This window comes from Kitasatospora sp. NPDC088391, assembly GCF_044753345.1.
Lineage (GTDB): Bacteria > Actinomycetota > Actinomycetes > Streptomycetales > Streptomycetaceae > Kitasatospora.
In genome coordinates this window covers 422,990-447,667 of record NZ_JBIVNB010000006.1, presented here as the reverse complement: position 1 = coordinate 447,667, position 24,678 = coordinate 422,990, and the positions used below count along the sequence as shown (strand labels likewise).

Annotated in this window: 24 protein-coding genes and 1 pseudogene; 15 read left to right on the top strand and 10 right to left on the bottom strand. The window is 74.3% G+C overall.

The genetic code is table 11. The features are described from left to right. Window positions 1–340: 340 nt before the first annotated feature. Window positions 341–1,732, top strand: coding sequence for a cysteine desulfurase/sulfurtransferase TusA family protein (locus tag ACIQBJ_RS21230; RefSeq protein WP_400712511.1), 1,392 nt, complete (start codon window positions 341–343; stop codon window positions 1,730–1,732). 266 nt (window positions 1,733–1,998) lie between these two features. On the opposite strand, the gene ACIQBJ_RS21225 is transcribed toward ACIQBJ_RS21230, so the two are convergent. After that, window positions 1,999–2,970 carry a carbohydrate kinase family protein gene (locus tag ACIQBJ_RS21225; protein ID WP_400712508.1) on the bottom strand — a complete coding sequence of 324 codons (972 nt, stop codon included), beginning with the start codon at window positions 2,968–2,970 and terminating at the stop codon, window positions 1,999–2,001. Window positions 2,971–3,174: 204 nt separating this feature from the next. Here ACIQBJ_RS21225 and ACIQBJ_RS21220 point away from each other — a divergent pair, with 204 nt between their 5' ends. Then, window positions 3,175–3,384: a hypothetical protein gene (locus ACIQBJ_RS21220; RefSeq protein WP_400712505.1), complete on the top strand. Its 210-nt coding sequence runs from the start codon at window positions 3,175–3,177 to the stop codon at window positions 3,382–3,384. A 95-nt stretch (window positions 3,385–3,479) separates the two neighbouring features. Next, window positions 3,480–4,091 (top strand): hypothetical protein, encoded by a 612-nt coding sequence (locus ACIQBJ_RS21215; RefSeq protein ID WP_400712502.1) that lies wholly within the window; start codon window positions 3,480–3,482, stop codon window positions 4,089–4,091. 70 nt (window positions 4,092–4,161) lie between these two features. Here ACIQBJ_RS21215 and erpA read toward each other — a convergent pair whose 3' ends face one another. Beyond that, the gene (gene erpA / locus ACIQBJ_RS21210; protein ID WP_400712499.1) at window positions 4,162–4,518 is read right to left on the bottom strand and encodes an iron-sulfur cluster insertion protein ErpA; all 357 of its coding nucleotides are present in this window, start codon (window positions 4,516–4,518) and stop codon (window positions 4,162–4,164) included. A 205-nt stretch (window positions 4,519–4,723) separates the two neighbouring features. On the opposite strand from erpA, the gene ACIQBJ_RS21205 reads away from it, so the two are divergent. Continuing rightward, a complete protein-coding gene (locus tag ACIQBJ_RS21205) occupies window positions 4,724–5,605 on the top strand; it encodes a GNAT family N-acetyltransferase (RefSeq protein ID WP_400712567.1) in 882 nt (293 codons plus the stop codon). A 192-nt stretch (window positions 5,606–5,797) separates the two neighbouring features. Here ACIQBJ_RS21205 and ACIQBJ_RS21200 read toward each other — a convergent pair whose 3' ends face one another. The 3 genes from ACIQBJ_RS21200 to ACIQBJ_RS21190 all read right to left on the bottom strand — a co-directional run bounded on the left by ACIQBJ_RS21200 (window position 5,798) and on the right by ACIQBJ_RS21190 (window position 8,783). Next, a complete protein-coding gene (locus ACIQBJ_RS21200; protein ID WP_400712496.1) occupies window positions 5,798–7,165 on the bottom strand; it encodes a pyridoxal phosphate-dependent decarboxylase family protein in 1,368 nt (455 codons plus the stop codon). 139 nt (window positions 7,166–7,304) lie between these two features. Further along, window positions 7,305–7,763: an Lrp/AsnC family transcriptional regulator gene (locus ACIQBJ_RS21195; RefSeq protein WP_400712493.1), complete on the bottom strand. Its 459-nt coding sequence runs from the start codon at window positions 7,761–7,763 to the stop codon at window positions 7,305–7,307. 93 nt (window positions 7,764–7,856) lie between these two features. Next, complete coding sequence (locus ACIQBJ_RS21190) at window positions 7,857–8,783, bottom strand: NADP-dependent oxidoreductase (RefSeq protein WP_400712490.1); 927 nt, start codon at window positions 8,781–8,783, stop codon at window positions 7,857–7,859. A gap of 186 nt (window positions 8,784–8,969) precedes the next feature. Here ACIQBJ_RS21190 and nadA point away from each other — a divergent pair, with 186 nt between their 5' ends. After that, window positions 8,970–10,151 carry a quinolinate synthase NadA gene (gene nadA / locus ACIQBJ_RS21185; RefSeq protein ID WP_400712487.1) on the top strand — a complete coding sequence of 394 codons (1,182 nt, stop codon included), beginning with the start codon at window positions 8,970–8,972 and terminating at the stop codon, window positions 10,149–10,151. A gap of 88 nt (window positions 10,152–10,239) precedes the next feature. On the opposite strand, the gene ACIQBJ_RS21180 is transcribed toward nadA, so the two are convergent. Both ACIQBJ_RS21180 and ACIQBJ_RS21175 read right to left on the bottom strand, forming a co-directional pair. After that, window positions 10,240–10,533 carry a hypothetical protein gene (locus tag ACIQBJ_RS21180; RefSeq protein ID WP_400712484.1) on the bottom strand — a complete coding sequence of 98 codons (294 nt, stop codon included), beginning with the start codon at window positions 10,531–10,533 and terminating at the stop codon, window positions 10,240–10,242. 27 nt (window positions 10,534–10,560) lie between these two features. Next, window positions 10,561–11,349: a PspA/IM30 family protein gene (locus ACIQBJ_RS21175; RefSeq protein ID WP_084223439.1), complete on the bottom strand. Its 789-nt coding sequence runs from the start codon at window positions 11,347–11,349 to the stop codon at window positions 10,561–10,563. A 204-nt stretch (window positions 11,350–11,553) separates the two neighbouring features. Here ACIQBJ_RS21175 and ACIQBJ_RS21170 point away from each other — a divergent pair, with 204 nt between their 5' ends. Both ACIQBJ_RS21170 and ACIQBJ_RS21165 read left to right on the top strand, forming a co-directional pair. Then, a complete protein-coding gene (locus ACIQBJ_RS21170) occupies window positions 11,554–12,153 on the top strand; it encodes a DUF3043 domain-containing protein (RefSeq protein ID WP_400712480.1) in 600 nt (199 codons plus the stop codon). A 200-nt stretch (window positions 12,154–12,353) separates the two neighbouring features. After that, complete coding sequence (locus tag ACIQBJ_RS21165) at window positions 12,354–13,049, top strand: class I SAM-dependent methyltransferase (RefSeq protein ID WP_400712477.1); 696 nt, start codon at window positions 12,354–12,356, stop codon at window positions 13,047–13,049. 39 nt (window positions 13,050–13,088) lie between these two features. Here the strand turns inward: ACIQBJ_RS21165 and ACIQBJ_RS21160 are convergent, their stop codons facing one another. Then, window positions 13,089–13,289: a hypothetical protein gene (locus tag ACIQBJ_RS21160; protein WP_400712474.1), complete on the bottom strand. Its 201-nt coding sequence runs from the start codon at window positions 13,287–13,289 to the stop codon at window positions 13,089–13,091. A gap of 87 nt (window positions 13,290–13,376) precedes the next feature. Here ACIQBJ_RS21160 and cobU point away from each other — a divergent pair. The 7 genes and pseudogenes from cobU to ACIQBJ_RS21125 all read left to right on the top strand — a co-directional run. Further along, a pseudogene (cobU, locus tag ACIQBJ_RS21155) lies at window positions 13,377–13,940 on the top strand (bifunctional adenosylcobinamide kinase/adenosylcobinamide-phosphate guanylyltransferase); the annotation flags it as partial. Window positions 13,941–13,951: 11 nt separating this feature from the next. Beyond that, window positions 13,952–15,070 carry a nicotinate-nucleotide--dimethylbenzimidazole phosphoribosyltransferase gene (locus ACIQBJ_RS21150; RefSeq protein WP_400712471.1) on the top strand — a complete coding sequence of 373 codons (1,119 nt, stop codon included), beginning with the start codon at window positions 13,952–13,954 and terminating at the stop codon, window positions 15,068–15,070. A 1-nt stretch (window position 15,071) separates the two neighbouring features. Beyond that, window positions 15,072–15,830 (top strand): adenosylcobinamide-GDP ribazoletransferase, encoded by a 759-nt coding sequence (locus tag ACIQBJ_RS21145; protein ID WP_400712468.1) that lies wholly within the window; start codon window positions 15,072–15,074, stop codon window positions 15,828–15,830. Window positions 15,831–16,054: 224 nt separating this feature from the next. Beyond that, entirely contained in the window at window positions 16,055–17,551 is a 1,497-nt protein-coding gene (locus ACIQBJ_RS21140; protein ID WP_400712465.1) for a leucyl aminopeptidase, read from the top strand. Between the two features lie 367 nt (window positions 17,552–17,918). Then, window positions 17,919–19,325, top strand: a complete 1,407-nt coding sequence (gene lpdA, locus ACIQBJ_RS21135) for a dihydrolipoyl dehydrogenase (RefSeq protein ID WP_400712462.1) — start codon at window positions 17,919–17,921, stop codon at window positions 19,323–19,325. Between the two features lie 57 nt (window positions 19,326–19,382). After that, window positions 19,383–21,170 carry a 2-oxoglutarate dehydrogenase, E2 component, dihydrolipoamide succinyltransferase gene (sucB, locus tag ACIQBJ_RS21130; protein WP_400712459.1) on the top strand — a complete coding sequence of 596 codons (1,788 nt, stop codon included), beginning with the start codon at window positions 19,383–19,385 and terminating at the stop codon, window positions 21,168–21,170. 121 nt (window positions 21,171–21,291) lie between these two features. Further along, on the top strand, window positions 21,292–21,807 hold the full coding sequence (locus ACIQBJ_RS21125) for a DUF4240 domain-containing protein (protein WP_400712456.1): 516 nt from the start codon (window positions 21,292–21,294) through the stop codon (window positions 21,805–21,807). A 106-nt stretch (window positions 21,808–21,913) separates the two neighbouring features. Here the strand turns inward: ACIQBJ_RS21125 and ACIQBJ_RS21120 are convergent, their stop codons facing one another. Together ACIQBJ_RS21120 and ACIQBJ_RS21115 are read right to left on the bottom strand one after the other, a co-directional pair. Then, window positions 21,914–22,813 carry a DUF2510 domain-containing protein gene (locus ACIQBJ_RS21120; RefSeq protein WP_400712453.1) on the bottom strand — a complete coding sequence of 300 codons (900 nt, stop codon included), beginning with the start codon at window positions 22,811–22,813 and terminating at the stop codon, window positions 21,914–21,916. Between the two features lie 86 nt (window positions 22,814–22,899). Next, window positions 22,900–23,427, bottom strand: a complete 528-nt coding sequence (locus tag ACIQBJ_RS21115) for a GNAT family N-acetyltransferase (RefSeq protein WP_400712450.1) — start codon at window positions 23,425–23,427, stop codon at window positions 22,900–22,902. A 96-nt stretch (window positions 23,428–23,523) separates the two neighbouring features. Between ACIQBJ_RS21115 and ACIQBJ_RS21110 the strand changes: the two genes are divergently transcribed. Beyond that, window positions 23,524–24,444: a TIGR01777 family oxidoreductase gene (locus tag ACIQBJ_RS21110; protein WP_400712447.1), complete on the top strand. Its 921-nt coding sequence runs from the start codon at window positions 23,524–23,526 to the stop codon at window positions 24,442–24,444. Window positions 24,445–24,678: the final 234 nt, after the last annotated feature.

Here is a 24,678-nt window from a genome sequence, read left to right as displayed (position 1 = left end):
CCGCGAACGCGCCACCGGGAGGAGCCTGTCACCAGGTCCCCTCGGCGGCCCGGTCACGGGCACGGTTTGAATGCTTATGCGGGCCAAACGCTACTCCATCCTTATGCGGCACTCACGGGCAGCCCCCGCTAACGCGCCGCCCGGCTACCCGATCAGCCCCCGTGGAGTGAAGCCCCCGAACGGGACGGACGGAGTCGCAGGTCATGGCGGACATTCGAGCCTCCCACGACCGAACGGGCGACCGTACTGCGACACGCGGGTGACGGACCGTCGGCCGCCCCGCGGGCCGGGAGGAATCACCCCGTAAGGGGCGTCGTCCGGCGTCGTCTACGGTGGCCCCGTGCCCTATTTCGACGCCGCCTCCACCGCTCCGCTGCACCCCGTCGCCCGGCAGGCGCTGCTCGCCGCCCTCGACGAGGGCTGGGCCGACCCGGCCCGCCTGTACCGCTCCGGCCGGCAGGCCCGGATGCTGCTGGACGCCGCCCGGGAGACCGTCGCCGAGGTGCTCGGGGCCCGCCCCGACGAGGTCTCCTTCACCTCTTCCGGCACCCAGGCCGTCCAGTTGGGCGTCCTCGGCGCGCTGCGCGGCCGCCGCCGGCACGGCGCCCACCTGCTGCACTCCGCCGTCGAGCACTCCGCCGTCCTGCACACCGCCGAGCGCTGGGAGGCCGACGGCGGCACCGCCACCGCCGTCCCGGTCGACCGTCACGGCCGGGTCTCCGCCGGGGAGTTCGCCGCCGCGGTCCGCCCCGACACCGCGCTCGCCGTCCTGCAGTCCGCCAACCACGAGGTCGGCACCCTGCAGCCGGTCGCCGACACCGCCGCGCTGCTCGGCGACGTCCCGCTGCTGGTCGACGCCGCGCAGAGCGCCGGGCGGCTGCCCGTCCCCGCGGGCTGGTCCCTGCTCACCGCGAGCGCCCACAAGTGGGGCGGCCCGGCCGGCGTCGGCGTGCTCGTCGTCCGCAAGGGCGTCCGGTACTCCTCGCCGCTGCCCGCCGACGAGCGGGAGGGCGGCCGGGTGCCCGGGTTCGCCAACCTGCCCGCGATCGTCGCCGCGGCGGCCGCGCTGCGCGCCGTCCGGGACGGGGCCGAGGCCGAGAACGCGCGGCTGCGCGCCCTGGTCGACCTGATCCGCCGTCGGGTCCCGCAGCTCGTCCCCGCCGTCGAGGTGGTCGGCCACCCCGAGGAACGGCTCCCCCACCTGGTGACCTTCTCCTGCCTGTACGTCGACGGCGAGGTCCTGCTCACCGCCCTCGACCGGGCCGGCTTCGCGGTCAGCTCCGGCTCCTCCTGCACCTCCAGCACCCTGACGCCCAGTCACGTGCTGGCCGCGATGGGCGTCCTCACCGAGGGCAACGTGCGGGTCTCCCTCCCCGCCGGCACCACCGCCGCCGAGGTCGACGCCTTCCTCGACGTCCTCCCCCGCGCGGTCGCCGGCATCCGCGCCCCGCTCGGCCTCGACCTCCCGCCCGCCGCCGCGGACGCCACCGCCGGGACGCTGGTCCTGGACACCCTGGGCAAGCGCTGCCCGATCCCCGTCATCGAACTCGCCAAGCACATCGGCGAGGTCGCCCCCGGCGGCCGCCTCGCCGTCCTCTCCGACGACGAGGCGGCCCGCCACGACATCCCCGCCTGGTGCGGGATGTGCGGCCACACCTACACGGGCGAGGCCCCGGCCACCGCCTACGGCGCCGACCGGGGCACGGCCTACCTGGTGCAGCGCAACGCCTAGCAATCAGGGACCGGAGAACTTTTGGCAGGCGGTACGGGAACAATCAGGGGCCCGGGGAACGGCGGGGCCGAGAGGCTGAACGCCGGAACCCATCTGGGCGCCCCGGGGCGTCGGCCAAGGACCTTCGACCCGAAACGGGGTAGCGCCCAGCGGCCTGTCGGACGCCCGCCTCTCGGCACCGCCGTTCCCCGGGCCCCTGGAGCTTCGCTCCCCGGACCCAGGACGGAGCTTCGCTCCCAGCGGGCTCGGAAGACCCGAGCGTGTGCCTACAGGTTGGCGCGGAGTTCGTTCGCCGCCTCGGCGCCGTACGCGGCCTCGAAGCGCTGGACGAAGTGTCCGCTGCGGAGCTCGTACTCCTGGGTGCCCACGGTCTCGATGACCAGGGTGGCGAGCATGCAGCCGATCTGGGCGGCGCGCTCCAGGCCGAGGTTCCAGGAGAGGCCGGCCAGGAAGCCCGCGCGGAAGCCGTCGCCGACGCCGGTGGGGTCGGCCTTGCGCTCCTCGGCGGGGCAGCCGACCAGGATGTCGGGCTCGCCCGCGCGCTGGATGCGGACGCCCTTGGGGCCGAGGGTGGTGATCCGGGTGCCGACCCGGCCGAGGATCTCCTCCGCCGACCAGCCGGTCTTCGACTCGATCAGCGCGGCCTCGTACTCGTTGGTGAAGAGGTAGGCCGCGCCGTCCACGATCTCCCGGATGTCCTCGCCGTCGAGGCGGGCCAGCTGCTGGGAGGGGTCGGCGGCGAAGGCGTAGCCGCGGGTCCGGCACTCCTGGGTGTGCCGGACCATCGCCGCCGGGTCGTCCGCGCCGATCAGCACCAGGTCGAGGCCGCCGACCCGGTCGGCGATCGGCTGGAGCTCGATGCTGCGGGCCTCGGCCATCGCGCCGGTGTAGAAGGACGCGATCTGGTTGTGGTCCTCGTCGGTGGTGCACATGAACCGGGCGGTGTGCCGGGTCTCGGAGATGTGCACGGAGTGGGTGTCGACGCCGTGGCGCTCCAGCCAGCTGCGGTACTCGGCGAAGTCCGCGCCGGCCGCGCCGACCAGGACCGGCCGCAGGCCGAGGACGCCCATGCCGAAGGCGATGTTCGGGCCGACGCCGCCGCGGCGGATGTCCAGGGTGTCGACCAGGAAGGACAGCGAGACCGTGTGCAGCTGCTCGGGCACCAGCTGGTCGGAGAAGCGTCCGGGGAAGGTCATCAGGTGGTCGGTGGCGATCGAGCCGGCGACGGCGATGCGCACGGGGGTCTCCTCGGGCGGCCCGGCCTGGGCCGGAGCGGGGGCAACAACCCGCCTACGGTACCCGTCCGAACCGGTACTACCGATTGGTAGGGGTGTCGCGGGGGCCGCGGTCGGCCTAGGGTCGCAGACACGGGGGCCGGTGCACGGCCCCTTTGTCAGTCCGCGGCGGAGCGGCCGCGGCGCGGCGATCGGAGCTGGTACCGCATGGTGATCGAGCACTCCCCCGGGCGAGCGTCGAACAGGTTCGCGGAGGTCGAGTCGCTGGCCGAACTCCTGGACTCCTCGCGCCGGTTGGGCCGGTTCTGGCCGGCGGCGGGCCCGCACCGGGCGGTCGCCGCCCCGGTCGTGCTGGGCGTGCGGGTGCCGCCGGCGGCCCGCCGGGTGGTCGCGGGGATGCCGGAGTTCGGCGAGTAGCCCGGGGCGCGGGAACCGGTTTCCTCCCGGGCACGTCAAATCCGCGCGGCGCCGTTACCGGCGGCACCGCAGGACCCTCGGGAGGAACGCGAATCATGGACGACAGCACCGCAGCCGTCTCCGCCAAGGCCACCACCGTCCGCCGGGCCGCCACCGGACTCGCCGCCGCGGCCCTCGCGGCGGGCCTGCTGACCGCGTGCGGCGGTTCCGGCCCGTCCACCACCTCGGCCTCCGCAAGCGCGAGCGGCAGCCCGTCCGCCGCGGCCTCGCCGTCCGCCTCCGCGCCGACCGCCCCGGCCGCGTCGAGCCCGACCGCGGGCACCGGCACCGCACCCTCGGCCGCGCCGACCACGACCGGGCCGACCACGCCCGGGATCGCGGTCGGCGAGCGCCCGCCGACCGCGGTCAAGATCCCGGCGACCGGCTACCGGCAGGACAGCCCCACCCAGCTGACGGTGTTCTTCGTCGCCGGGGTGTGCGACCGGTACGGCGTGAAGGTCGAGGAGGACAACCCGCCGCTGGTCCGGCTCCGGGTGGTGGTCACCCAGACCGCCGAGCCCGGCAAGGCCTGCCCGATGGTGATGAAGGAGCAGGAGGCCACCGTCAAGCTGTCCAAGCCGATGACGACCGGCGGCGCGGTGGTCGACACCGCGACCGAGCAGCAGGTCCCCCCGCAGAACGGCGTCACGGGCGGCGACCCGCGCTGACCCGCCGCCGAACGCCGCGAGGGCGGTTCCCCGTCTCCGGGGAACCGCCCTCGCCGTGCGTGTTCAGGGATTAGCTGAACGAGTCGCCGCAGGCGCAGGAGCCCGTGGCGTTCGGGTTGTCGATGGTGAAGCCCTGCTTCTCGATGGTGTCCACGAAGTCGACGGTGGCGCCGCCCAGGTACGGGGCGCTCATCCGGTCGGTGACGACCTTGACACCGTTGAAGTCCTTGACGACGTCGCCGTCCAGCGAACGCTCGTCGAAGAACAGCTGGTAGCGCAGGCCCGAGCAACCGCCCGGCTGCACGGCGACGCGCAGCGCGAGGTCGTCGCGGCCTTCCTGCTCCAGCAGGCCCTTGACCTTCCCCGCGGCGGCGTCGGTGAGGAGGATGCCACTCTCGACGGTGGTCTTCTCGTCCTGGACGGTCATGCTTACTCCCGGTCGGTGACGACTGTGATCCGCCAGTGCCAACCGGCGGCCCCCCGGATTCATTTCCGGGAGGTGGTGCGTTCGGGGGACATTTTTCGTCGCCCACTCCCCCACGCACCCCATGCTCGCACACCGCGCCGCGGTGGTCACCGCCCACTTCGGCAAACCGCTACCGCCCGCGGCCGGGGCGCAGCAGGATGTGACGGTGATCATTCGCCAGCTCAGGAACACCGCCGCCGACGCCGAGGCCGTCCACCGGATCTCCCGGGCCGCGTTCCGCGACCTGGACGGCCGACCGCAGGACGACCCCGACCGGCCCGGCGACGAGGCCCACCGGGTGCGGGCGCTGGCCCGGGCCCGGCACCTCGCGGCGACCGACCCGGACGGGTGCTGGATCGCCGAGCGGGACGGCGAGCCGGTCGGGGTGGCGCTGTCGCTGCGCCGGGAGGGCGTCTGGGTGCTCCCGCTGTTCGTCGTGCTGCCCGCGGCGCAGGGGCAGGGGGTGGGCCGGCTGCTGCTGGAGCGGGCCACCGCGTACGGGCGGGGCTGCCTGCGCGGGATGCTCTGCGCCTCCCCGTCGCCGGCCGCGGCCCGCCGCTACCGGGCGGCCGGGTTCACGCTGCACCCCGCGATGCGGCTGGCCGGCCCGGTCGACCGGGACCGGCTGCTCGACCCGGGCGACATCCCGGTGCACCCCGGCAACGCGACGCACCTGCACCTGCTCGACTCGGTCGACCGCCGCCTGCGCGGCGCGGCGCACGGCCCCGACCACCCGTTCATGCTGGCCCACTTCGAGGAACTGCTGATCGCCGACACCCTGGCCGGCACCGGCTACTGCTACCGCGAGGGCGGGACGGTGCAGCTGCTGGCCGCGACCTCGAAGCGGATCGCCGCCCGCCTGCTGCGCGAGGCCCTGGCCCGGGTCCCGGCGGGCCGGGAGGCCACGGTCTCGTTCCTGACCGCCGAACAGGAATGGGCCCTGGACGTCGGCCTCGACCTGGGCCTCTCCGTCACCAACCGCGGCTACCTGGCCCTCCGCGGCATGCGGCCCCCGACCCCGTACATCCCGAACGGCGGCTACCTGTAACGGTTTTCCGGGCCCGGGGAGCGAAGCTCCAGGGGCCCGGAACGGCGGTGCCGAGAGGCTGGTGACCAGCGGGCTGCGGGGCGCCACCCCGTTTCGGGCCTGAGGTCTTCGGCCGACGCCCCGTAGCGCCCCACTGTGCTCGGCGCATCGCCCCTCGGCACCGCCGTTCCCCGGGCCCCTGCTTCCCTCTGCTCAGCTCATCGTGGCAAGGATCTCCTCGACCATCTCCATCGTGGTGCCGGGGTGCAGGAAGGCGAAGCGGGCGACGGTCTCGCCGTCCCAGCCGGTGGGGGTGACGAAGCCGATCTGGTCGGCGAGGAGGCGGCGGGACCAGCGGTAGTAGTCGTCGTGGGTCCAGCCCTTGCGGCGGAAGCAGACGGCGGAGAGCTGCGGGTCGTGGAGGAGTTCGAGGTGCTCGGTGTCGCGGATCAGCTGCGCGGTGTCCCGGGCCAGGCGGAGGCCGGCCTCGATGGCGTCGGTGTAGGCCTGGACGCCGTGGACGGCGAGCGAGAACCAGAGCGGGAGGCCGCGGGCGCGGCGGGTGAGGTGGTAGGCGTAGTCGGTGGGGTTCCACTCGTCGCCCTCGGTGTGCAGGACGTCGAGGTAGGAGGCGTCCTGGGTGTGCACGGCGCGGGCGAGGCGCGGCTCGCGGTAGAGGAGCGCGGCGCAGTCGAAGGGCGCGAAGAGCCACTTGTGCGGGTCGACGACGAAGCTGTCGGCGTGCTCGATGCCGTTGTAGCGCTCGCGGACGGAGGGGGCGAAGAGTCCGGCGCCGCCGTACGCGCCGTCGACGTGGAACCAGAGGTCGTGCTCGCGGGCGACCTCGGCGATGCCGGCCAGGTCGTCGACGATTCCCTCGTTGGTGGTACCGGCGGTGCCGACGACGGCGATCACCGTCCCGGGGTCCGGGTCGGCGGCGAGCGCGGCGCGCAGCGCGGGGCCGGTGAGGCGGCGGTCGACGGCGGGGACCAGGAAGGGCTCGACGCCGATGATGTTGAAGGTGTTCTTGACCGAGGAGTGCACCTGGTCGGCGACGGCGATCCGCAGCCGGGCCTCCGGCCCGACGCCCAAGCGGCGGCGGGCGGTGTCGCGGGCGACGACCAGCGCGGAGAGGTTGCCGGCCGAGCCGCCGGAGACGAAGGTGCCGCCGGCGCTCGCGGGGAGGCCGGCCCGGTCCGCTATCAGGCGCAGGACCTGGTTCTCGGCGGCGATCGCGCCGGCCGCCTCCAACCAGGAGATGCCCTGCAGGGAGGCGCAGGAGACCACCATGTCGAAGAGCAGGGCGGCCTTGGTGGGGGCGCAGGGGATGAAGGAGAGGTAGCGCGGGCTGTCGGCGGAGATGACGGCGCGGGACAGCTCGTGGTCGTAGAGCTTGAGGACGTCGGCGGGGTTGTTGCCGTGGTCGTTCAGCAGGCCGGAGAGCGCCTCGCGGAGGTGGGTGCCGTCGCCGGGGTGGTCGAGCGGGACGGGGTCGTACTGCAGCCGTTCGCGCATGTACTCGAAGACCAGGTCGACCAGGTCGTTGTCCGGCTTGTGCATGCGGTCGGGGGCTGCGTACACGGTGGTCCTCTTCGCTGCGGGCGGCGGTGCGGGGGTCGTGATCAGCGTAGGCAGCGGGGGTGGGCGGGCGCGCGTCGGAACGGGGCCGTCCGGGACCGGTTTCCTGCGTGTTCGGGTGGGGCGGCGCAGCTTTCCTGCGTCAGATGAGCTGGGAGAGGACGACGGAGGAGCGGCTGCGCTGGACGCCGGGTTCCTTGCGGATGCGTTCGATGACGGCTTCCAGGTGGCGGGTGTCGGTGGCGCGCAGGTGGACGAGGGCGTCGGGGTCGCCGGTGACGGTCCAGGCGGCGGCGACCTCGGGGAACTGGCGGAGCGAGGCGAGCAACTCCTCGGGCGAGGTGCGGGGGCGGCAGTAGACCTCGACGAAGGCCTCGGTGTGCCAGCCGAGCAGGCCGGGGTCGAGGACGACGGTGAAGCCGCGGACCACGCCGCGCGCCCGCAGCCGGTCGATCCGGCGGCGGACGGCGGTGGCGGAGAGGTTGGTGAGCAGTCCGATCTCGGCGTAGGAGGCGCGGCCGTCGCGGCCGAGGTGTTCGAGCAGCAGGCGGTCGGTGTCGTCGAGGGCCGACCCGAGCCCGGGCGGCCGGTGGGTACTCATGCGGCGGGGCTCCACGGGTGGTGCGGGTGAGGGTGGCGAGCCGTGGGAGAAACGACTCTGCGGGGCCCATTCTCGCGGACGGCGGGAGTCCGGTCAGTCCACCAGCAGGACGATCTTGCCCCGGGTGCGGCCCTCGGCGTTCAGGGCCTGGGCGGAGGCGGCCTGGGCGAGCGGGAAGGTGGAGGCGACGGGGACGGTGAGCAGGCCCTCGTCGGCGAGCCGGGCGACGGCGGCGAGGTCCTCGGGGTCGGGGCGGGTGAAGACGTAGCGGCCGCCGCGGGCGGTGACGGCCGGGTCGACCGCGGAGGCGATCCGGGTGGGGTCCTTGAGCAGGCCGAGGGAGACCTCGACGGCGTCGCCGCCGATCAGGTCGAGGGCGGCGTCGACGCCGTCGGGGGCCAGCGCGCGGACCCGGTCGGCCAGGCCGGGGCCGTACGGGACGGGTTCGACGCCGAGGCCGCGCAGGAAGGTGTGGTTGTGCTCGCCGGCGGTGCCGATGACCCGGGCGCCGAGGGCGGTGGCGACCTGGACGGCGATCGAGCCGACGCCGCCGGCCGCGGCGTGGATCAGCACGGTCTCGCCGCGGCGCAGCCCGAGCGCCCCGACCAGGGCCTGCCGGGAGGTGAGCCCGGCGAGCGGGAGGCCGCCGGCCTGGGCCCAGTCGAGGGCGGCGGGCCTGCGGGCCAGGGTGCGGACGGGGGCGGCGACGAGTTCGGCGTAGGTGCCGTGCTGGAGGACGTCCTTGCGGACGTAGCCGATCACCTCGTCGCCGGGGGCGTACTCGGTGACGGCGGGGCCGACGGCCCGGACCGTGCCGGCCAGGTCGAAGCCCATGATCAGCGGGAAGTGGGTGTCCACGACGCCGTCCAGGAGCCCCTCGCGGATCTTCCGGTCGACGGGGCTGACGCCGACGGCCCGGGTCCGGACCAGTACCGTGTCGGGGCCGACCACGGGGTCGGGGACCTCGGCGTACTCGATCACGTCGGGGCCGCCGTAGCGGTTGATCACGATTGCCTTCATGGGCCCCAGCCAACCGGACGGCACGGCGGGTCCTCGCGTCGGAAGCGTCCATCCCGGTGAGCGGTTCTCGTCACATCGACAGAACGGCCATCGTCAGGCTGACGACAACGGGTTATCATAGATAGCGTCAGATAGACGAGAAGGCTGGTAGGGAACGATCCGGCCGCACCAGGAGGGCACCCGCCCGTGACCACCACCACCGAGCCCTACGGCACCGACCCCGCCCCCTCGCCGCTCGCCCTGCTGCTGCTCGGCCGCGAGGCCGACCCCAACAGCGAGCGCGGCGTGGAGTGCCCCGGCGACCTGCCCGCCGCCTCCGACCCCGACCTGGTGGCCCGCGCCCGCGCGGCCAAGGAGAAGCTCGGCGACCGGGTCTTCGTCCTGGGCCACCACTACCAGCGCGACGAGGTCATCGAGTTCGCCGACGTCACCGGCGACTCCTTCAAGCTGGCCCGGGACGCCGCGGCCCGCCCCGAGGCCGAGTACATCGTGTTCTGCGGCGTGCACTTCATGGCCGAGTCCGCGGACATCCTCACCTCCGAGCGCCAGCGGGTCGTCCTGCCGGACCTGGCCGCCGGCTGCTCGATGGCCGACATGGCCACCGCCGAGCAGGTCGCCGAGTGCTGGGACGTGCTGACCGACGCCGGGATCGCGGACGCCACCGTGCCGGTGTCGTACATGAACTCCTCGGCCGACATCAAGGCGTTCACCGGTCGGCACGGCGGCACCATCTGCACCTCCTCCAACGCCAAGCGGGCCCTGGAGTGGGCCTTCGAGCAGGGCGAGAAGGTGCTGTTCCTGCCGGACCAGCACCTGGGGCGCAACACCGCGGTGCTGGAGATGGGCATCTCCCTCGACGAGTGCGTGCTCTACAACCCGCACAAGCCGAACGGCGGCCTGACCGCCGAGCAGCTGCGCGACGCGAAGATGATCCTGTGGCGCGGGCACTGCTCGGTGCACGGCCGGTTCAGCGTGCAGTCGGTGGACGAGGTCCGCGAGCGCATCCCGGGCGTGACCGTGCTGGTGCACCCGGAGTGCAAGCACGAGGTGGTCACCGCCGCCGACATGGTGGGCTCGACCGAGTACATCATCAAGGCGCTGGACGCCGCCGAGCCCGGCTCGAAGTGGGCGATCGGCACCGAGCTGAACCTGGTCCGCCGGCTGGCCGGGGCGCACCCGGACAAGGAGGTCGTCTTCCTCGACCGCACGGTGTGCTTCTGCTCGACCATGAACCGGATCGACCTGCCGCACCTGGTCTGGGCGCTGGAGTCGCTGGTCGAGGGCCGGGTGCCGAACGTGATCACGGTGGACGCGGAGACCGAGAAGTACGCCAAGGCGGCGCTGGACCGGATGCTGGCCCTGCCGTAACGATTCGCCGCTCCGGCGGCGACGCCGAGGACGCTGAAGGGCGGGCACCCCGTGGGGTGCCCGCCCTTCGTCACGTACCGCGCCCGAACTACTCGGGGATGCCGGGGATCAGGCCGTCGCCCTCGTCCCGCAGCAGCTCGCGCACCTGGTCCAGGGACGCCTCGGCGTCCGGCAGGATCAGGTCCGAGGGCTCCAAGGACTCCGGCGGCAGCGGCGTGCCGACCTCACGGACCGCCGCGAGCAGGCTCCCGAGCGCGGCCCGGAAGGCCGCCTCGTCGCCCGCCTCGACGGCCTGGAGCAGCTCGTCGTCCAGCTGGTTCAGCCGGTTCAGGTCGCTCTCGGCGACCTCGAACTGCCCCTCACCCAAGACCCGCATGATCATGCTGGTGCTTCTCCCCTGCTCCCGGGACTACTTCTGGTAGTTGATGGTGGGCGGCGGGGTGTCGTTCTTCCCCTGCTCGATGGCCTGCGGCTGGGAGGCGGGGGTGCCGCCCGTCAGCTCGGCCTTCATCCGGGCCAGCTCCAGCTCGACGTCGCTGCCGCCGGCCACCCGCTCCAGCTCGGCCTCGATGTCGTCCTTGCGGCCGAGGCCGCTGGCGTCGTCGAGCGCGCCGGAGGCGAGCAGTTCGTCGATCGCGCCCGCGCGGGCCTGCATCTGCGCGGTCTTGTCCTCCGCGCGCTGGATCGCCAGGCCGACGTCGCCCATCTCCTCGGAGATGCCGGAGAAGGACTCGGCGATCCGGGTCTGCGCCTGGGCGGCGGTGTAGGTGGCCTTGATGGTCTCCTTCTTGGTGCGGAAGGCGTCCACCTTGGCCTGGAGCCGCTGGGAGGCGAGCGTGAGCTTCTCCTCCTCGGCCTGCAGGGCCTGGTACTGCGTCTCCAGGTCGGTGATCTGGGACTGCAGGTTGGCCTTGCGGCTGAGCGCCTCGCGGGCCAGGTCCTCGCGGCCGAGCGACAGCGCCTTGCGGCCCTGGTCCTCGTACTTGGAGGACTGCTGCTGGAGCTGGGTCAGCTGGAGCTCCAGGCGCTTGCGGGAGGTGGCCACGTCGGCGACGCCCCTGCGCACCTTCTGCAGCAGTTCCAGCTGCTTCTGGTAGGAGTAGTCGAGCGTTTCGCGCGGGTCCTCCGCCCGGTCCAAGGCCTTGTTCGCCTTGGAGCGGAAGATCAGCCCCATACGCTTCATGATTCCGTCGCTCATGGGCCTCGATAGCCCCCTTCTTCGGGCCTGGGTCTGCGTCTCGTGACAGGTCGAGTGTATGCGCGCCGGGGTCTCCGGCGCAGTGCACCGACCTGCAACAAGCCTGCTACAACAGGGCGGTCCCCGGCATCGTCCTCACGATCGATATCGGTTCGCGGCCGAGGTCACGGCGGAATGCCGCCGGTCAACCCGTACGCTGGAGGGGTGTTCCGACGCCGCTCTGATGAATCCGCCGCCGCCTCCACCGTCACCATGACCAAGGAGGACGCGCCGCAGCCCCGCGACCCGCAGGCCCCGAAGGGCCGGCCCACGCCCAAGCGCAGTGAGGCCGAGGCCCACCGGAAGACCCGGGTCACCGTCCCCAAGGACCGCAAGGAGGCCGCCAAGCAGGCCCGCGAGCGGGTCCGCGCCGAGCGGGAGAAGCAGCGCACCGCGCTGCTGGAGGGCGACGAGCGCGCCCTGCCGCCGCGCGACAAGGGGCCGGTGCGGCGCTACGTCCGCGACTTCATCGACTCCCGGTGGGCCGCGGCCGAGTTCTTCCTGCCGTACGCCGTCGTGGTGCTGGTGCTCAGCATCACCAAGGTGAACACCCTGCAGCTGCTCTCCACGCTGCTGTTCATGGTGTTCTTCGTGGTGGTGATCCTGGACTTCGTCCGGATCGGCTTCGTGCTGCGCAAGGGCCTCGCCGAGCGCTTCCCCGACCAGGACACCCGCGGTGCCGTGATGTACGGCCTGATGCGCACCCTGCAGATGCGCCGGCTGCGGCTGCCCAAGCCGATGGTCAAGCGGGGCGAGCGGCCCTGACCGCGGAGGCCGTTCCGCCGTACTGGGCCCCGCCGGCGCAGCAGCCGGTCGGGGCCTTCGGCGCGCCCGGGGTCCCCGCGCAGCACGGGCCGCCGACCGGTCGGCACGGGCGGCTGCCGGCCCGCGGCGGGCCGTACCACAGCGGGGCCGGCGAGTGGCTGGAGCGGCACGGCGGCCTGCACAACCTGGTCCGCCAGGAGATGGTGACCCGTCAGCTCGCCGAGCAGCTGACCCGGGGCACCGCCCTGCGGGTGCTGGACGTGGGCTGCGCCGAGGGCGTCCAGGCGCTGCGGCTGGCCCGGGCCGGGCACTTCGTCACCGGGATCGACCCGGACCAGCACAGCCTCGGCGAGGCCCAGCGGGCGCTGGCCGCCGAGCCGCCGGAGGTCCGCGACCGGGTCCAGCTGCTGGTCGGCGACGGCCACCAGGTGGGGCGCTGGTTCGGGCCGCGCAGCTTCGACCTGGTGCTCTGCCACGGCACCCTGATGTACCTGCCCGACCCGGACCCGATGCTGGCCTCGGTGGCCCGCATCCTGGCCCCGGGCGGGCTGCTCTCGCTGCTGGTCCGCAACGGCGACGCGCTGGCCATGCGGGCCGGGCTGACCGGCGACTGGCGGGCCTGCCAGGAGGCCTTCGACTCGACCCGGTACACCAACCGGCTCGGCCTGCCGGCCCGGGCCGACCGCTTCGACGAGCTGTCCGACACCCTGGCCGGGTTCTCCGTCCCGGTCCGGCACTGGTACGGCGTGCGGGTGTTCACCGACACCATGCCGGACGAGGCCGCCCCGGTGGACGGCCGACAGCTCGGCCAGCTGCTGGACGCCGAGGAGCGGGCCGGCAAGCAGGACCCGTACCGGCGGGTGGCCGCGCTGCTGCACGTGTTCGCCCGGAAGTGAGCGGGGGCGGGCGGCGGTCCGCCCGCCGGTGACGGACCGTCAGGACTCGTGCAGGCTCATCGGGTAGACGTCGCGGCCGTCCTCGACCAGCACCACCCGGTCGACGCCGTCCTCCAGCAGGGTCTTCCACTCCTCGCCGATCCAGGACTCGGCGTCGCCCTGGCTGGGGAACTCCTCGACGCCGCCGGCCGGGGCCACCGCGGTGCCGTCGTTCTTCTCGTAGCGCCAGGTCCACACCATGCGGGGCTCCTCCGTGGGTCGTGCCGGTGGTCGTGCCGGTAAGCGTGCCCATCCGGCGGGCGGGCAATGCCCGTCCGGCAGGATGATCGCATGCCTCTTCCCCGCACCCTGCTGCTCGGCGGCGCCCGCTCCGGCAAGTCCACGCACGCCGAGCGGCTGCTGGCCGCCCACGACGACGTGCTGTACGTGGCCACCTCCGGGGCCCGGGACGGCGACGCCGACTGGGCGCACCGGGTCGGCCTGCACCGGGAGCGCCGCCCGGCGGGCTGGCGGACCGCCGAGACCTGCGCGCTGGAGGAGGTGCTGGCGGACGCCGCCGACCCGGCGCCGGTGCTGGTCGACTGCCTGGCGCTCTGGCTGACGGCGGTGATGGACGAGCACCGGGCCTGGACGGACGGGGTGTGGGAGGACGGCGGCCGGGAGGCGGTGGAGGCCCGCTGCGCGGCGCTGGCCGCGGCCTGGGCGGGCACCCGGCGGACCGCGGTCGCGGTCTCCAACGAGGTCGGCCTGGGCGTGGTCCCCGCGACCGCCGCCGGGCGGCGGTTCCGGGACACCCTGGGACGGCTCAACATGGCCGTCGCGGACGCCTCCGAACAGGTGCTGCTGGTGGTCGCCGGACAGGTGCTGACCATCAAAGCGGCGGCCGTGTAGATTGCCGAGCGATGGACACCACCGTGGATCTCGACACTTTCTCCTCGCTCGTCGAACGGCCCGACGAGGGTGCGCGGCGCGGCGCCGAGGAGCGCTGGCAGCAGTTGGCCGTGCCGCGCGGCGGCCTGGGCCGGCTCCAGGAGCTGGGGGCCTGGCTGGCGTCCGTGCAGGGTGAGGCTCCGGTCCGTCCGCTGACCGGGGCCCGGGTGCTGCTGTTCGCCGCCGACCACGGCATCGCCGCGCTCGGCGTCTCCACCCTCGACGCCCGCGGCGGCACCGCCGACCGGGTCCGCGCGGTGCTGGACGGCACCGCCCCGGTCGCCGTGCTGGCCCGCCGCTACGGCGCCGACGTCCGGGTGGTCGACGTCGCGGTGGACGCCGACCCCGCCGAGTTCCCGGAGGAGGTCGTCCGGCACCGGGTGCGGCGCGGCTCCGGCCGGATCGACGTCGAGGACGCGCTGGGTGCCGAGGAGGCCGCGCGGGCCTTCCGGGCCGGCATGGCCGTCGCCGACGAGGAGGCCGACGCCGGGACCGACCTGGTGCTGCTCGGCGACCTCGGGGTGGGCTCGACCACGGTGGCCGCGGTCCTGATCGGCGCGCTGTGCGGCACCGACGCCGCCGCCGTCACCGGGCGCGGCTCCGGCGTCGACGACCGGGTCTGGATGGTCAAGTGCGCGGCGATCCGGGACTCGCTGCGCCGGGCCCGCCCGGTGCTCGGCGACCAGCTCGCGCTGCTCGCCGCGACGGGCGGCGCCGACTTCGCCGCGATCACCGGGTTCCTGCTGCAGGCCGCGGTCCGCAAGCTGCCGGTGGTGCTGGACGGCGTGGTCTCGGCGGCCTGCGCGCTGGTCGCGCAGCGGATCGCGTTCCGCGCCCCGGAGTGGTGGCGGGCCGCCGCCCTCACCGGCGAGCCGGCCCAGGCCAAGGCGTACGACCGGCTGACCCTGACGCCGCTCCAGGAGAACGGCGTGACCATGGGTGAGGGCGTCGCCGCGGTGCTGGCGCTGCCGCTGCTGCAGGCCGCCACCGACACCCTGGCCGAGCCGGTCGCGGTGCCCCGCGCCAAGCCGCTGCCGCCCCGCGCCCCGGCGAAGCTGCCGACGGCCTCGGAGCTGCTGGGCCGCTACTGAGGTGGGCTCGCGGCAGGTGGTGCCGGACGGACTGCGGTTCGCCTTCGGCACGTTGACGGTGTTCCGGGTCCGGGTGGACCGCTGGGACCGGACGGCGGGCGGGGCCGCGATGGTGCTGGCGCCGGTGGTCGGGCTGGTCGTCGGGGCGGTCGCGGGCGCGGTCGGCGCGCTGGCCGCCTGGCGCGGCGGGTCCCTGCTGGGGGCGGTCGCCGCGGTGGCCGCGGGCGCGCTGCTGACCCGTGGCCTGCACCTGGACGGGGTGGCGGACGTCGCGGACGGGCTGGGCAGCGGGAAGCCCGCCGAGGACGCGCTGCGGATCATGAAGCAGTCGGACATCGGCCCGTTCGGCGTACTGACCCTGCTGCTGCTGATGCTGGCTCAGGTCGCCGCGCTGGCCGGGCAGTTCGCGGTCTCGCCGGGGCGCGGGGCACTGGCCGCCTGCGTGGCGGCGGTGGCCGGGCGGACGGCGCTGGCCTGGGGCTGCCTGCGGTCGGTGCCGGCGGCCCGGCCCGGCGGGCTGGGCGCGATGGTGGCGGCCACGGTGCCGCCGGCCGCGGCGGTCGCGGTGACGGTGCTGGCGGCGGGCGCAGCGGGCGCGGCCCGCTGGCAGTGCGGGGCGGCGGTGCTGGTCGGGGTGGCGGCGGCGGCGCTGCTGCTGCGCCGGTGCGTGCGGCGGTTCGGCGGGGTGACCGGCGACGTGCTGGGCGCGCTGGTGGAGACGGCGGCGACCGCGGCCCTGGTGGCCGTGGCGCTGGGGTGAGCGGCCGTCGGCGTCCCTCCGGTGCACGAACTCACGCACCGTCACGCTTCGCGGCGGTTCGTGCACCCGGGCAGGCGGGGCGGCGCGATCCCACCATGCGGACTACCATGCGGTGAGCACCCTGGCCCTGCGCCCCGTTTCGCCGCGGAGTCTGCCTGGGTTTCGCCGGGCGGCAACGGAGCCGTCGCCGGCCGTGGACCGCGAAAGAACAGGACGCATTTGTCGTGACTGCACTGTCTGTGAGCACCTCCTCCGCCGTGAGCCTGCGCGCGGATGCCTTGGTGATCGGCGTGGCGAAGGGCCCGAAGGGCCTGGTCGTGGCGTCCGGTGCCGAGGCGGTCGTCGAGGCGTTCGAGGGCAAGCTGGCCGAGGTCCTCACCACCCTGGGCGCCAGCGGTGCCGAGGGTGAGGCGGTCAAGCTTCCCGCGCCGGCCGGGGCGAAGGCGCCGCTGGTGCTGGCCGTCGGCCTGGGCGAGGCCGTCGACGGCCCGTACGGCGCCGAGGAGCTGCGGAAGGCCGCCGGTGTCGCCGCCCGCACCCTGGCCGGGTCGAAGAAGGTCGTGCTGGCGCTGCCGGCCGGCTCCGCCGACGAGGCCGAGGCGGTCGCGCTGGGCGGCCTGCTCGGCTCGTACGTGTTCGGCGCCTACAAGGGCGAGGCGGGCAAGGCCCCGGTCGCCGAGCTGGTCGTGGCGGTCGAGCGCAAGGGCTCGAAGGAGGCCAAGGCCGCCGTGGAGCGCGCCGCCGCGATCGGCGAGGAGATGAACCGGGCCCGTGACCTGGTCAACACCGCGCCGAACGACCTGAACCCGAAGTCCTTCGCGGCGATCGCGCAGGCGGCGGGCAAGGAGCACGGCCTCAAGGTCGAGGTGCTGGACGAGAAGGCGCTGGCCAAGGGCGGCTTCGGCGGCATCCTGGGCGTCGGCGTCGGCTCGGCGAACCCGCCCCGGCTGGTGAAGGTGGCCTACACCCACCCGAAGGCGAAGGCGTCGCTGGCCTTCGTCGGCAAGGGCATCACCTACGACTCGGGCGGCATCTCGCTGAAGCCGGCCGGCCACAACGAGACCATGAAGTGCGACATGGCCGGCGCGGCCGCCGTGTTCGCCGCCGTGGTCGCCGCCAAGCGGCTGGGCCTGCAGGTCAACGTGACGGCGTGGATGGCGCTGGCGGAGAACATGCCGTCCGGTTCGGCGACCCGTCCGGGCGACGTGCTGCGGATGTACGGCGGCAAGACCGTCGAGGTGCTGAACACCGACGCCGAGGGCCGCCTGGTGCTGGCCGACGCGATCGTGAAGGCCGGCGAGGAGAAGCCGGACGTGATCGTCGACGTGGCGACCCTGACCGGCGCGATGGTGCTGGCGCTGGGCAACCGCACCTTCGGCGTGATGGCCAACGACGACGCGCTGCGCACCCGTCTGCACGAGACCGCGGGCGCGGTGGGCGAGCAGTCCTGGCCGATGCCGCTGCCGGCCGACCTGCGCAAGGGCATGGTCGAGTCGACCGTCGCCGACATGGCGAACATGGGCGAGCGGATGGGCGGCGGCCTGGTGGCCGGCCTGTTCCTGCAGGAGTTCGTCGCCGAGGGCACCGCCTGGGCGCACATCGACATCGCCGGCCCGGCGTTCAACGAGGGCGGCGCGTCCGGCTACACCCCGAAGGGCGGCACCGCGAGCGCGGTGCGCACCCTGGTCCGCTTCGCGGAGGACACCGCCGCGGGCAAGTGATCCGATCCCGCGTGGGGCCCGGCACCGTACGGTGCCGGGCCCCACGCGCATTACCAGCCGGTAGCCCCCCACGCCAGTTCGACGACGTGTTCGCCTCCGGCGAAACTTGATTCCGCAGAGCGGAACCGGGCCGGTGAAGACCCCCGGACGGAGCACCTCCGCTTGCCACTTTCCGGGCTGTGAGCTGCGACGATACCTCCGAGAACGGGTCATACCGCCGCTGTGCGGGTCGCCCCCGGCGCACCTCGGGGCACCCGCCGACGCCACCCGCCGCCAACAAGTGCAAAGATGTATTTCCGGCACGACTGGGCGCTCTTACAAGGGCACTCACCCACCGGACCGCGACCGGCCCGGCGATCCGCACCTTTTGCATGGAGGACGTGACGTGGCGAACGACGCCAGCACCGTTTTCGACGTAGTCATTCTCGGAGGCGGAAGCGGCGGTTACGCCGCGGCGCTCCGTGCCGCACAGCTGGGGCTGAGCGTCGCGCTGATCGAGAAGGGCGAGCTGGGCGGCACCTGCCTGCACCGCGGCTGCATCCCGACCAAGGCGCTGCTGCACGCCGCCGAGGTCGCGGACGAGACCCGCGAGGCCGGCGAGTTCGGTGTCCTCGCCACCTTCCAGGGCATCGACATCAACGGCGTCCACAAGTACAAGGACGACGTCGTCGCAGGCCTGTACAAGGGCCTGCAGGGCCTGGTCGCCTCCCGCAAGGTCACCTTCATCCAGGGCGAGGGCAGGCTCTCCTCGCAGACCTCGGTGGACGTGAACGGCCAGCGCGTCGAGGGCCGCCACATCGTCCTGGCGACCGGCTCCGTGCCGCGGTCGATCCCGGGCCTGGACATCGACGGCAACCGGATCATCTCCTCCGACCACGCGCTGAAGCTCGACTACATCCCGAAGTCGGCGATCATCCTCGGCGGCGGCGTCATCGGCTGCGAGTTCGCCTCGGTCTGGAAGTCCTTCGGCGTCGAGGTCACCATCGTCGAGGGCCTGCCGCACCTGGTCCCGCTGGAGGACGAGAACTCCTCCAAGCTGCTGGAGCGCGCGTTCCGCAAGCGCGGCATCAAGTTCGAGCTGAAGTCCCGCTTCTCCGGCGTGGAGTACACCGAGAACGGCGTCCGGGTCTCCACCGAGAACGGCAAGTCGATCGAGGCCGACGTGCTGCTCGTCGCGATCGGCCGCGGCCCGGTCTCGGCCGGCCTGGGCTACGAGGAGCAGGGCGTCGCGATGGACCGCGGCTACGTCCTGGTCGACGAGTACCTGCGCACCAACGTGCCGACCATCTCCGCCGTCGGCGACCTGGTCCCGACCCTGCAGCTGGCCCACGTCGGCTTCGCCGAGGGCATCCTGGTGGCCGAGCGGATCGCCGGCCTGAAGGTCGTCCCGATCGACTACGACGGCATCCCGCGCGTGACCTACTCCAACCCGGAGGTCGCGTCCGTCGGCCTGACCGAGGCCAAGGCCGTCGAGCAGTACGGCAAGGAGAAGGTCGTCACCCTCAAGTACAACCTGGCCGGCAACGGCAAGAGCAAGATCCTCAAGACCGCCGGCGAGATCAAGCTCGTCCAGGTCAAGGACGGCGCCGTCGTGGGTGTCCACATGGTCGGCGCCCGCATGGGCGAGCAGGTCGGCGAAGCCCAGTTGATCTACAACTGGGAGGCCCTGCCCGCCGAGGTCGCGCAGCTCATCCACGCGCACCCGAGCCAGTCCGAGGCCCTCGGCGAGGCCCACCTCGCGCTGGCCGGCAAGCCGCTGCACGCGCACGACTGATCGCGCCCCGTCCCCGTTCATTCCTGTACGCAAGACTTGATAGGAGTCGCTGGAACCATGGCGGTCTCAGTAACACTGCCCGCGCTGGGCGAGAGCGTGACCGAAGGCACCGTCACCCGTTGGCTCAAGGCCGAGGGTGAGCGCGTGGAGATCGACGAGCCGCTGCTCGAGGTCTCCACCGACAAGGTCGACACCGAGATCCCGGCGCCGGCCTCCGGCATCCTGGCCTCGATCAAGGTCGGCGAGGACGAGACCGTCGAGGTGGGCGCCGAGCTGGCGATCATCGACGACGGCTCCGGCGCCCCCGCCGCCGCCCCGGCCCCCGCGGCCGAGGCCGCTCCGGCCGCCGCCCCGGCCGCCCCGGTGGCGGAGGCCCCCGCCGCCCCCGCGCCGGTCGCCGAGGCTGCCCCGGCCGCCGCTCCGGCCGCCGCCGCTCCGGCGGGCGACGCCACCCCGGTGCTGCTGCCCGCGCTGGGCGAGTCGGTCACCGAGGGCACCGTCACCCGCTGGCTGAAGGCCGAGGGCGACACCGTCGAGGTCGACGAGCCGCTGCTGGAGGTCTCCACCGACAAGGTCGACACCGAGATCCCCTCCCCCGTGGCGGGCACCCTGGTGAAGATCCTGGTCGGCGAGGACGAGACCGCCGAGGTCGGCGCCCAGCTCGCGCTGATCGGCGCCGCGGGCGCGGCTCCGGCCGCTGCCGCCCCGGCCCCGGTGGCCGCTCCGGCTCCCGCTGCCCCGGCCGCTCCCGCTGCCCCGGCCGCTCCGGCCGCTCCGGCTCCGGTCGCCGCCCCGGCGCCGGCCCCCGTGGCCGCCGCCCCGGCTGCCCCCGTCGCCCCGGCCGCTCCGGCCGCGCCGGCCGCGCCGGCCCCGGTGGCTGCTCCGGCCGCCCCGGTCGCCGCCGCTCCGGTCGCGGACTCGGGTGACGCCTACGTCACCCCGCTGGTGCGCAAGCTCGCCGCCGAGCACGGTGTCGCGCTCGCCTCCGTCGCCGGCACCGGCGTCGGCGGCCGCATCCGCAAGCAGGACGTCATCGCCGCCGCCGAGGCCGCCAAGGCCGCGCCGGCCCCGGTCGCCGCCGCTCCGGCCGCCGCCCCCGCGAAGGCGGCCGCCGCGCCGTCCGAGCTGCGCGGCCAGACCGTCAAGATGACCCGGATGCGCAAGGTCATCGGCGACAACATGCTGAAGGCCCTGCACGAGCAGGCCCAGCTGACCAGCGTGGTCGAGGTGGACGTCACCAAGATCATGGCGCTGCGCGGACGGGCGAAGGACTCCTTCCTGGCCCGCGAGGGCGTGAAGCTGTCCCCGATGCCGTTCTTCGTGAAGGCCGCCGCCCAGGCGCTGAAGGCCCACGCGGTCGTCAACGCCCGGATCAACGAGGCCGAGGGCACCATCACCTACTTCGACACCGAGAACATCGGTATCGCGGTGGACTCCGAGAAGGGTCTGATGACCCCGGTCATCAAGGGTGCGGGCGACCTCAACCTGGCCGGCATCTCGAAGAAGACCGCGGAGCTGGCCTCGAAGGTCCGCACCAACAAGATCACCCCGGACGAGCTGTCCGGCGCGACCTTCACCATCTCCAACACCGGTTCGCGCGGTGCGCTGTTCGACACCGTCATCGTCCCGCCGAACCAGGTCGCGATCCTGGGCATCGGCGCGACCGTGAAGCGCCCGGTGGTCATCGAGGCCGACGGCGGCACCGCCATCGGCATCCGCGACATGACCTACCTGTCGCTCTCCTACGACCACCGCCTGGTGGACGGCGCGGACGCCGCCCGCTACCTGGTCGCGGTCAAGGAGATCCTGGAGGCCGGCGAGTTCGAGGTCGAGCTCGGCCTCTGACGGTCCGTCACCGGGAGCCCCGCACCGTCCCCGACGGTGCGGGGCTCCCGTGTGTCGGCGTGTGCCGACCGGGGTCCGCGCGGGTGCGCGGGCGGCGGCGATTGTGGATGCTGGAGCGGTGATGGACGAGACGGCATTCTGGCAGTTGGTCGACGACACCCGGGACACGGCCGCGGGCGACCCGGACGAGCAGGCGGAGGCGCTGGTCGAGCGCCTGCTGCGGCTCACCCCGGACGAGGTGCTGGACTTCGCCCGGCAGTTCGAGGCGCGGTTCCAGCGGGCCTACACGGTGGAGCTGTGGGGCGCCGCGCACCTGCTGCTCGGCGGGGCCTCCGAGGACTCCTTCGACTACTTCCGCTGCTGGCTGATCGGCCAGGGCCGGGAGGTCTTCGAGGGCGCCGTGCACGACCCGGACGCGCTGGCCGGGCTGGTCCCGGACTTCGACGACGAGGAGGACGGCGACGCCGAGGAGCTGGGCTACGCCGCCGACGAGGCGTACGAGCGGCTCACCGGGCTGCCGCTGCCGGACCTCGGGGTGCGGCAGCCGCCGGTCGCGCAGGGCGTCTCCTTCGACTTCGCGGACGACGCGGCGATGGCCTTCCGCTACCCGCGGCTGTGGGAGCTGTACGGGGCCTGACGGCCCGCCGCGCCGTCAGGCCCGCCGTCGCCCCGCCGCCGCCCCGTCGGCCGTCCGGGTGGCGGCCGTCCGGGTGGCGGCCGTCCGGGTGCCCGGCGGCGTCCGCTCAGGACGCCTTGCGGACGCCCTGGACGATGTCGTCGAGGACGGAGGCGTCCGGGGCCTTCGGGTCGTCGTCGACGCCGCCGTGCAGGATCACGAAGCCGTCGTCGACCGGGGCCGCCGCGACCACCACGTAGCCCCCGGGGCCGCTCTTGGGCTCGACGTACCAGCGGATCGCCCAGCCCTTGGCGTCCGCGATGGTGAGCGTGCCGGCCGACTCCTCGCGGTGCGACTTCAGCTCGCCGAAGATGCTCGGCGCGAAGGTCGCCATCTCCTGCTCGGCGGCGGTCTTCGCGTCGGCGGCCCGGACCGGGGCGGTGACCACCGCGAACTGACCGCGCACGCACAGGTCCTGGGATTGGCTGCAGGCGTACTGGCCGTAGATCTCGACCACCGAGGACTTGTCGTTGGCGGACTCGGCGGTCCAGCCGTCCGCCAGCGGGACGCCCCAGCCGTGCGCCTTGTCGGCCAGCGTCACGCCGGCGTCCGGGGCGCTGCTCCGGCTCGGGGTCGGCGAGGGCGCCGGGCGGGCCGAGCGGCTGGGGCTCGCGCTCGGGACGGGGCTGGAGACCGCGACGGTCAGCGTCGGCGCCGGGTCGGCCTTCTTGCCGCCGGTGGGCTGCAGGGCCCACACCGCGGCGGCGACCGCGCCGATCACCACCACCGCGACGGCGGCGGTGGCGCCGAGCACCAGGCCGCGACCGCTGCCGCCGGAGGGGGGCCCGGGCACCGGTCCGGGCGCGGGCTCGGGCGAGCGCAGCGGGGTGCTGTCCCAGGCCTGGGTGACGGCGTCGTTGAGCCGGCCCGCGGGGCGGTACGAGTCCGTCCAGGCGGTGCCGTTCCACCAGCGTTCCTGCCCGGTGCCGGGAACGGGGTACCAGCCGGGCGGCGTCGGGGTGCTCACCGCGCTACCGTACCGCTCCGCGGGGCGGCCCCGGGAGCCGCCCGGTGGTCACGAATCGGCCGCCCCGTCGGTGTGTTGACGAACCTTCACCGGGCGTCCGGGGCGGGCGGGCCGTCGAGGGAGCGGCCCATCCAGACGTCGTCCACGTAGCGGCCCGCCAGCAGGAAGTGCTCGGGCAGCACCCCGAGCACCTGGAAGCCGTTGCGCTCGTAGAGGCGGCGGGCCGGGGTGTTGTGGCCCAGCACCCGGAGGGTCAGCCGGCGGGCCCCGTCCGCGCGGGCGGCCGCGCAGAGCGCGGTGAGCAGCGCGTCGCCGACGCCCAGGCCGCGGGCCTCCGGCAGCACGCCGAGGCCCTGGATCTGCCGGACGTGCGCGTTGGACTCCAGCGGGATCTCCCGGACCAGCCGGCCGTACCCCAGCACCCGGCCGCCGGACTCCGCCAGCAGGTACTGCTCGGGGGTGTGCCGCGGGTCGAAGACCGGGGCGTCCGCGGGCCCGCGCGGGCTCACGTCGCTGAGCGGCGACCAGACGGCGTGGTCGATCGCCCGGATCACCCGCTCGTCGCGGACGGACGCCGGACGGATGATCAGATCGATGAGCGGCATGGCGGTCATGGTAGGCGTTCCTCCGCCGGGCGGAGCCGCAATGTCGCGGGGGCGGGCCGAACTGCCGGGCGGGGCGCGGGCGGTACGGGTGTGAGGACTGCGAGGATGGCCGGTATGCGAATCGCGGTGACAGGCTCCACGGGTTTGATCGGGTCCGCGCTGGTGGACTCCCTGCTGGCGGACGGGCACCAGGTGGTGCGGCTGGTGCGGCAGCGGTCGCGGACCGGTCCGCGGCCGGACGGGACGGTCGGGGTCGGCTGGAACCCGTCCCTGATGCAGATCGACGCCGCCGGGCTGGAGGGTGTCGAGGCGGTGGTCCACCTGGCGGGCGCGGGCGTCGCCGAGCGGCGCTGGAGCGACGCCTACCGGCGGGAGATCCGGGACAGCCGGGTGCTCGGCACCGAGACGCTGGCCGCCGCGCTGGCCCGGCTGGCCGAGCCGCCGCGGGTGCTGGTGAGCGCCTCCGCGATCGGCTACTACGGGCAGACCGGGGACCGGCCGATCGACGAGGGCGACCCGGCGGGCGACGACTTCCTGGCCGAGGTCTGCGTGGAGTGGGAGGCCGCGGCCCGGCCCGCCGAGGCGGCCGGCATCCGCGTGGTGCACCCGCGCACCGGCCTGGTGCTCGACGCCGCGGGCGGCGCCGGGGCCCGGCTGCTGCCGCTGTTCCGGCTCGGGCTCGGCGGCCGGCTCGGCGGGGGCGGGCAGTACTGGAGCCTGATCTCGCTGGCCGACGAGGTCGCCGCGCTGCGCTTCCTGATCGACCACCCGGTGAGCGGCCCGGTCAACCTGACCGGCCCCGAACCGGTCACCAACCGGGAGTTGACCGCGGAGCTGTCCCGGCAGCTGGGCCGGCCCGCCGCGTTCGCGGTCCCGGAGTGGGCGCTGCGCACGGTGCTCGGCGACATGGCGGTGGAGGTGGTGGGCAGCCACCGGGTCCGGCCGCGGGCCCTGCTGGACGCCGGGTTCGCCTTCCGCGACCCGGACGTGTCGGCGATCGTCGCGGCGGCGCTCGGCGAGCGGTAGCGGCACCGGGGCCGCCGCGGGCGGCCGTTGACGGGACGTCAGGGGGCGCACGGGTGCACCGGGGCGGCGCGCGGGGCGCGGGTCGTCACGGTGCGCGCCCGTTCCGCCCGCGCGTGCCCCGACCGGGGCACGCTGGGTGACTGATCCGCACCACTGCGTTGCCACTTCCGCCGGATCGGCCGATTGGGCGTCACCCGCCGGTCTGGAGCGCCGGGTGACGGGGCATCACCAGTG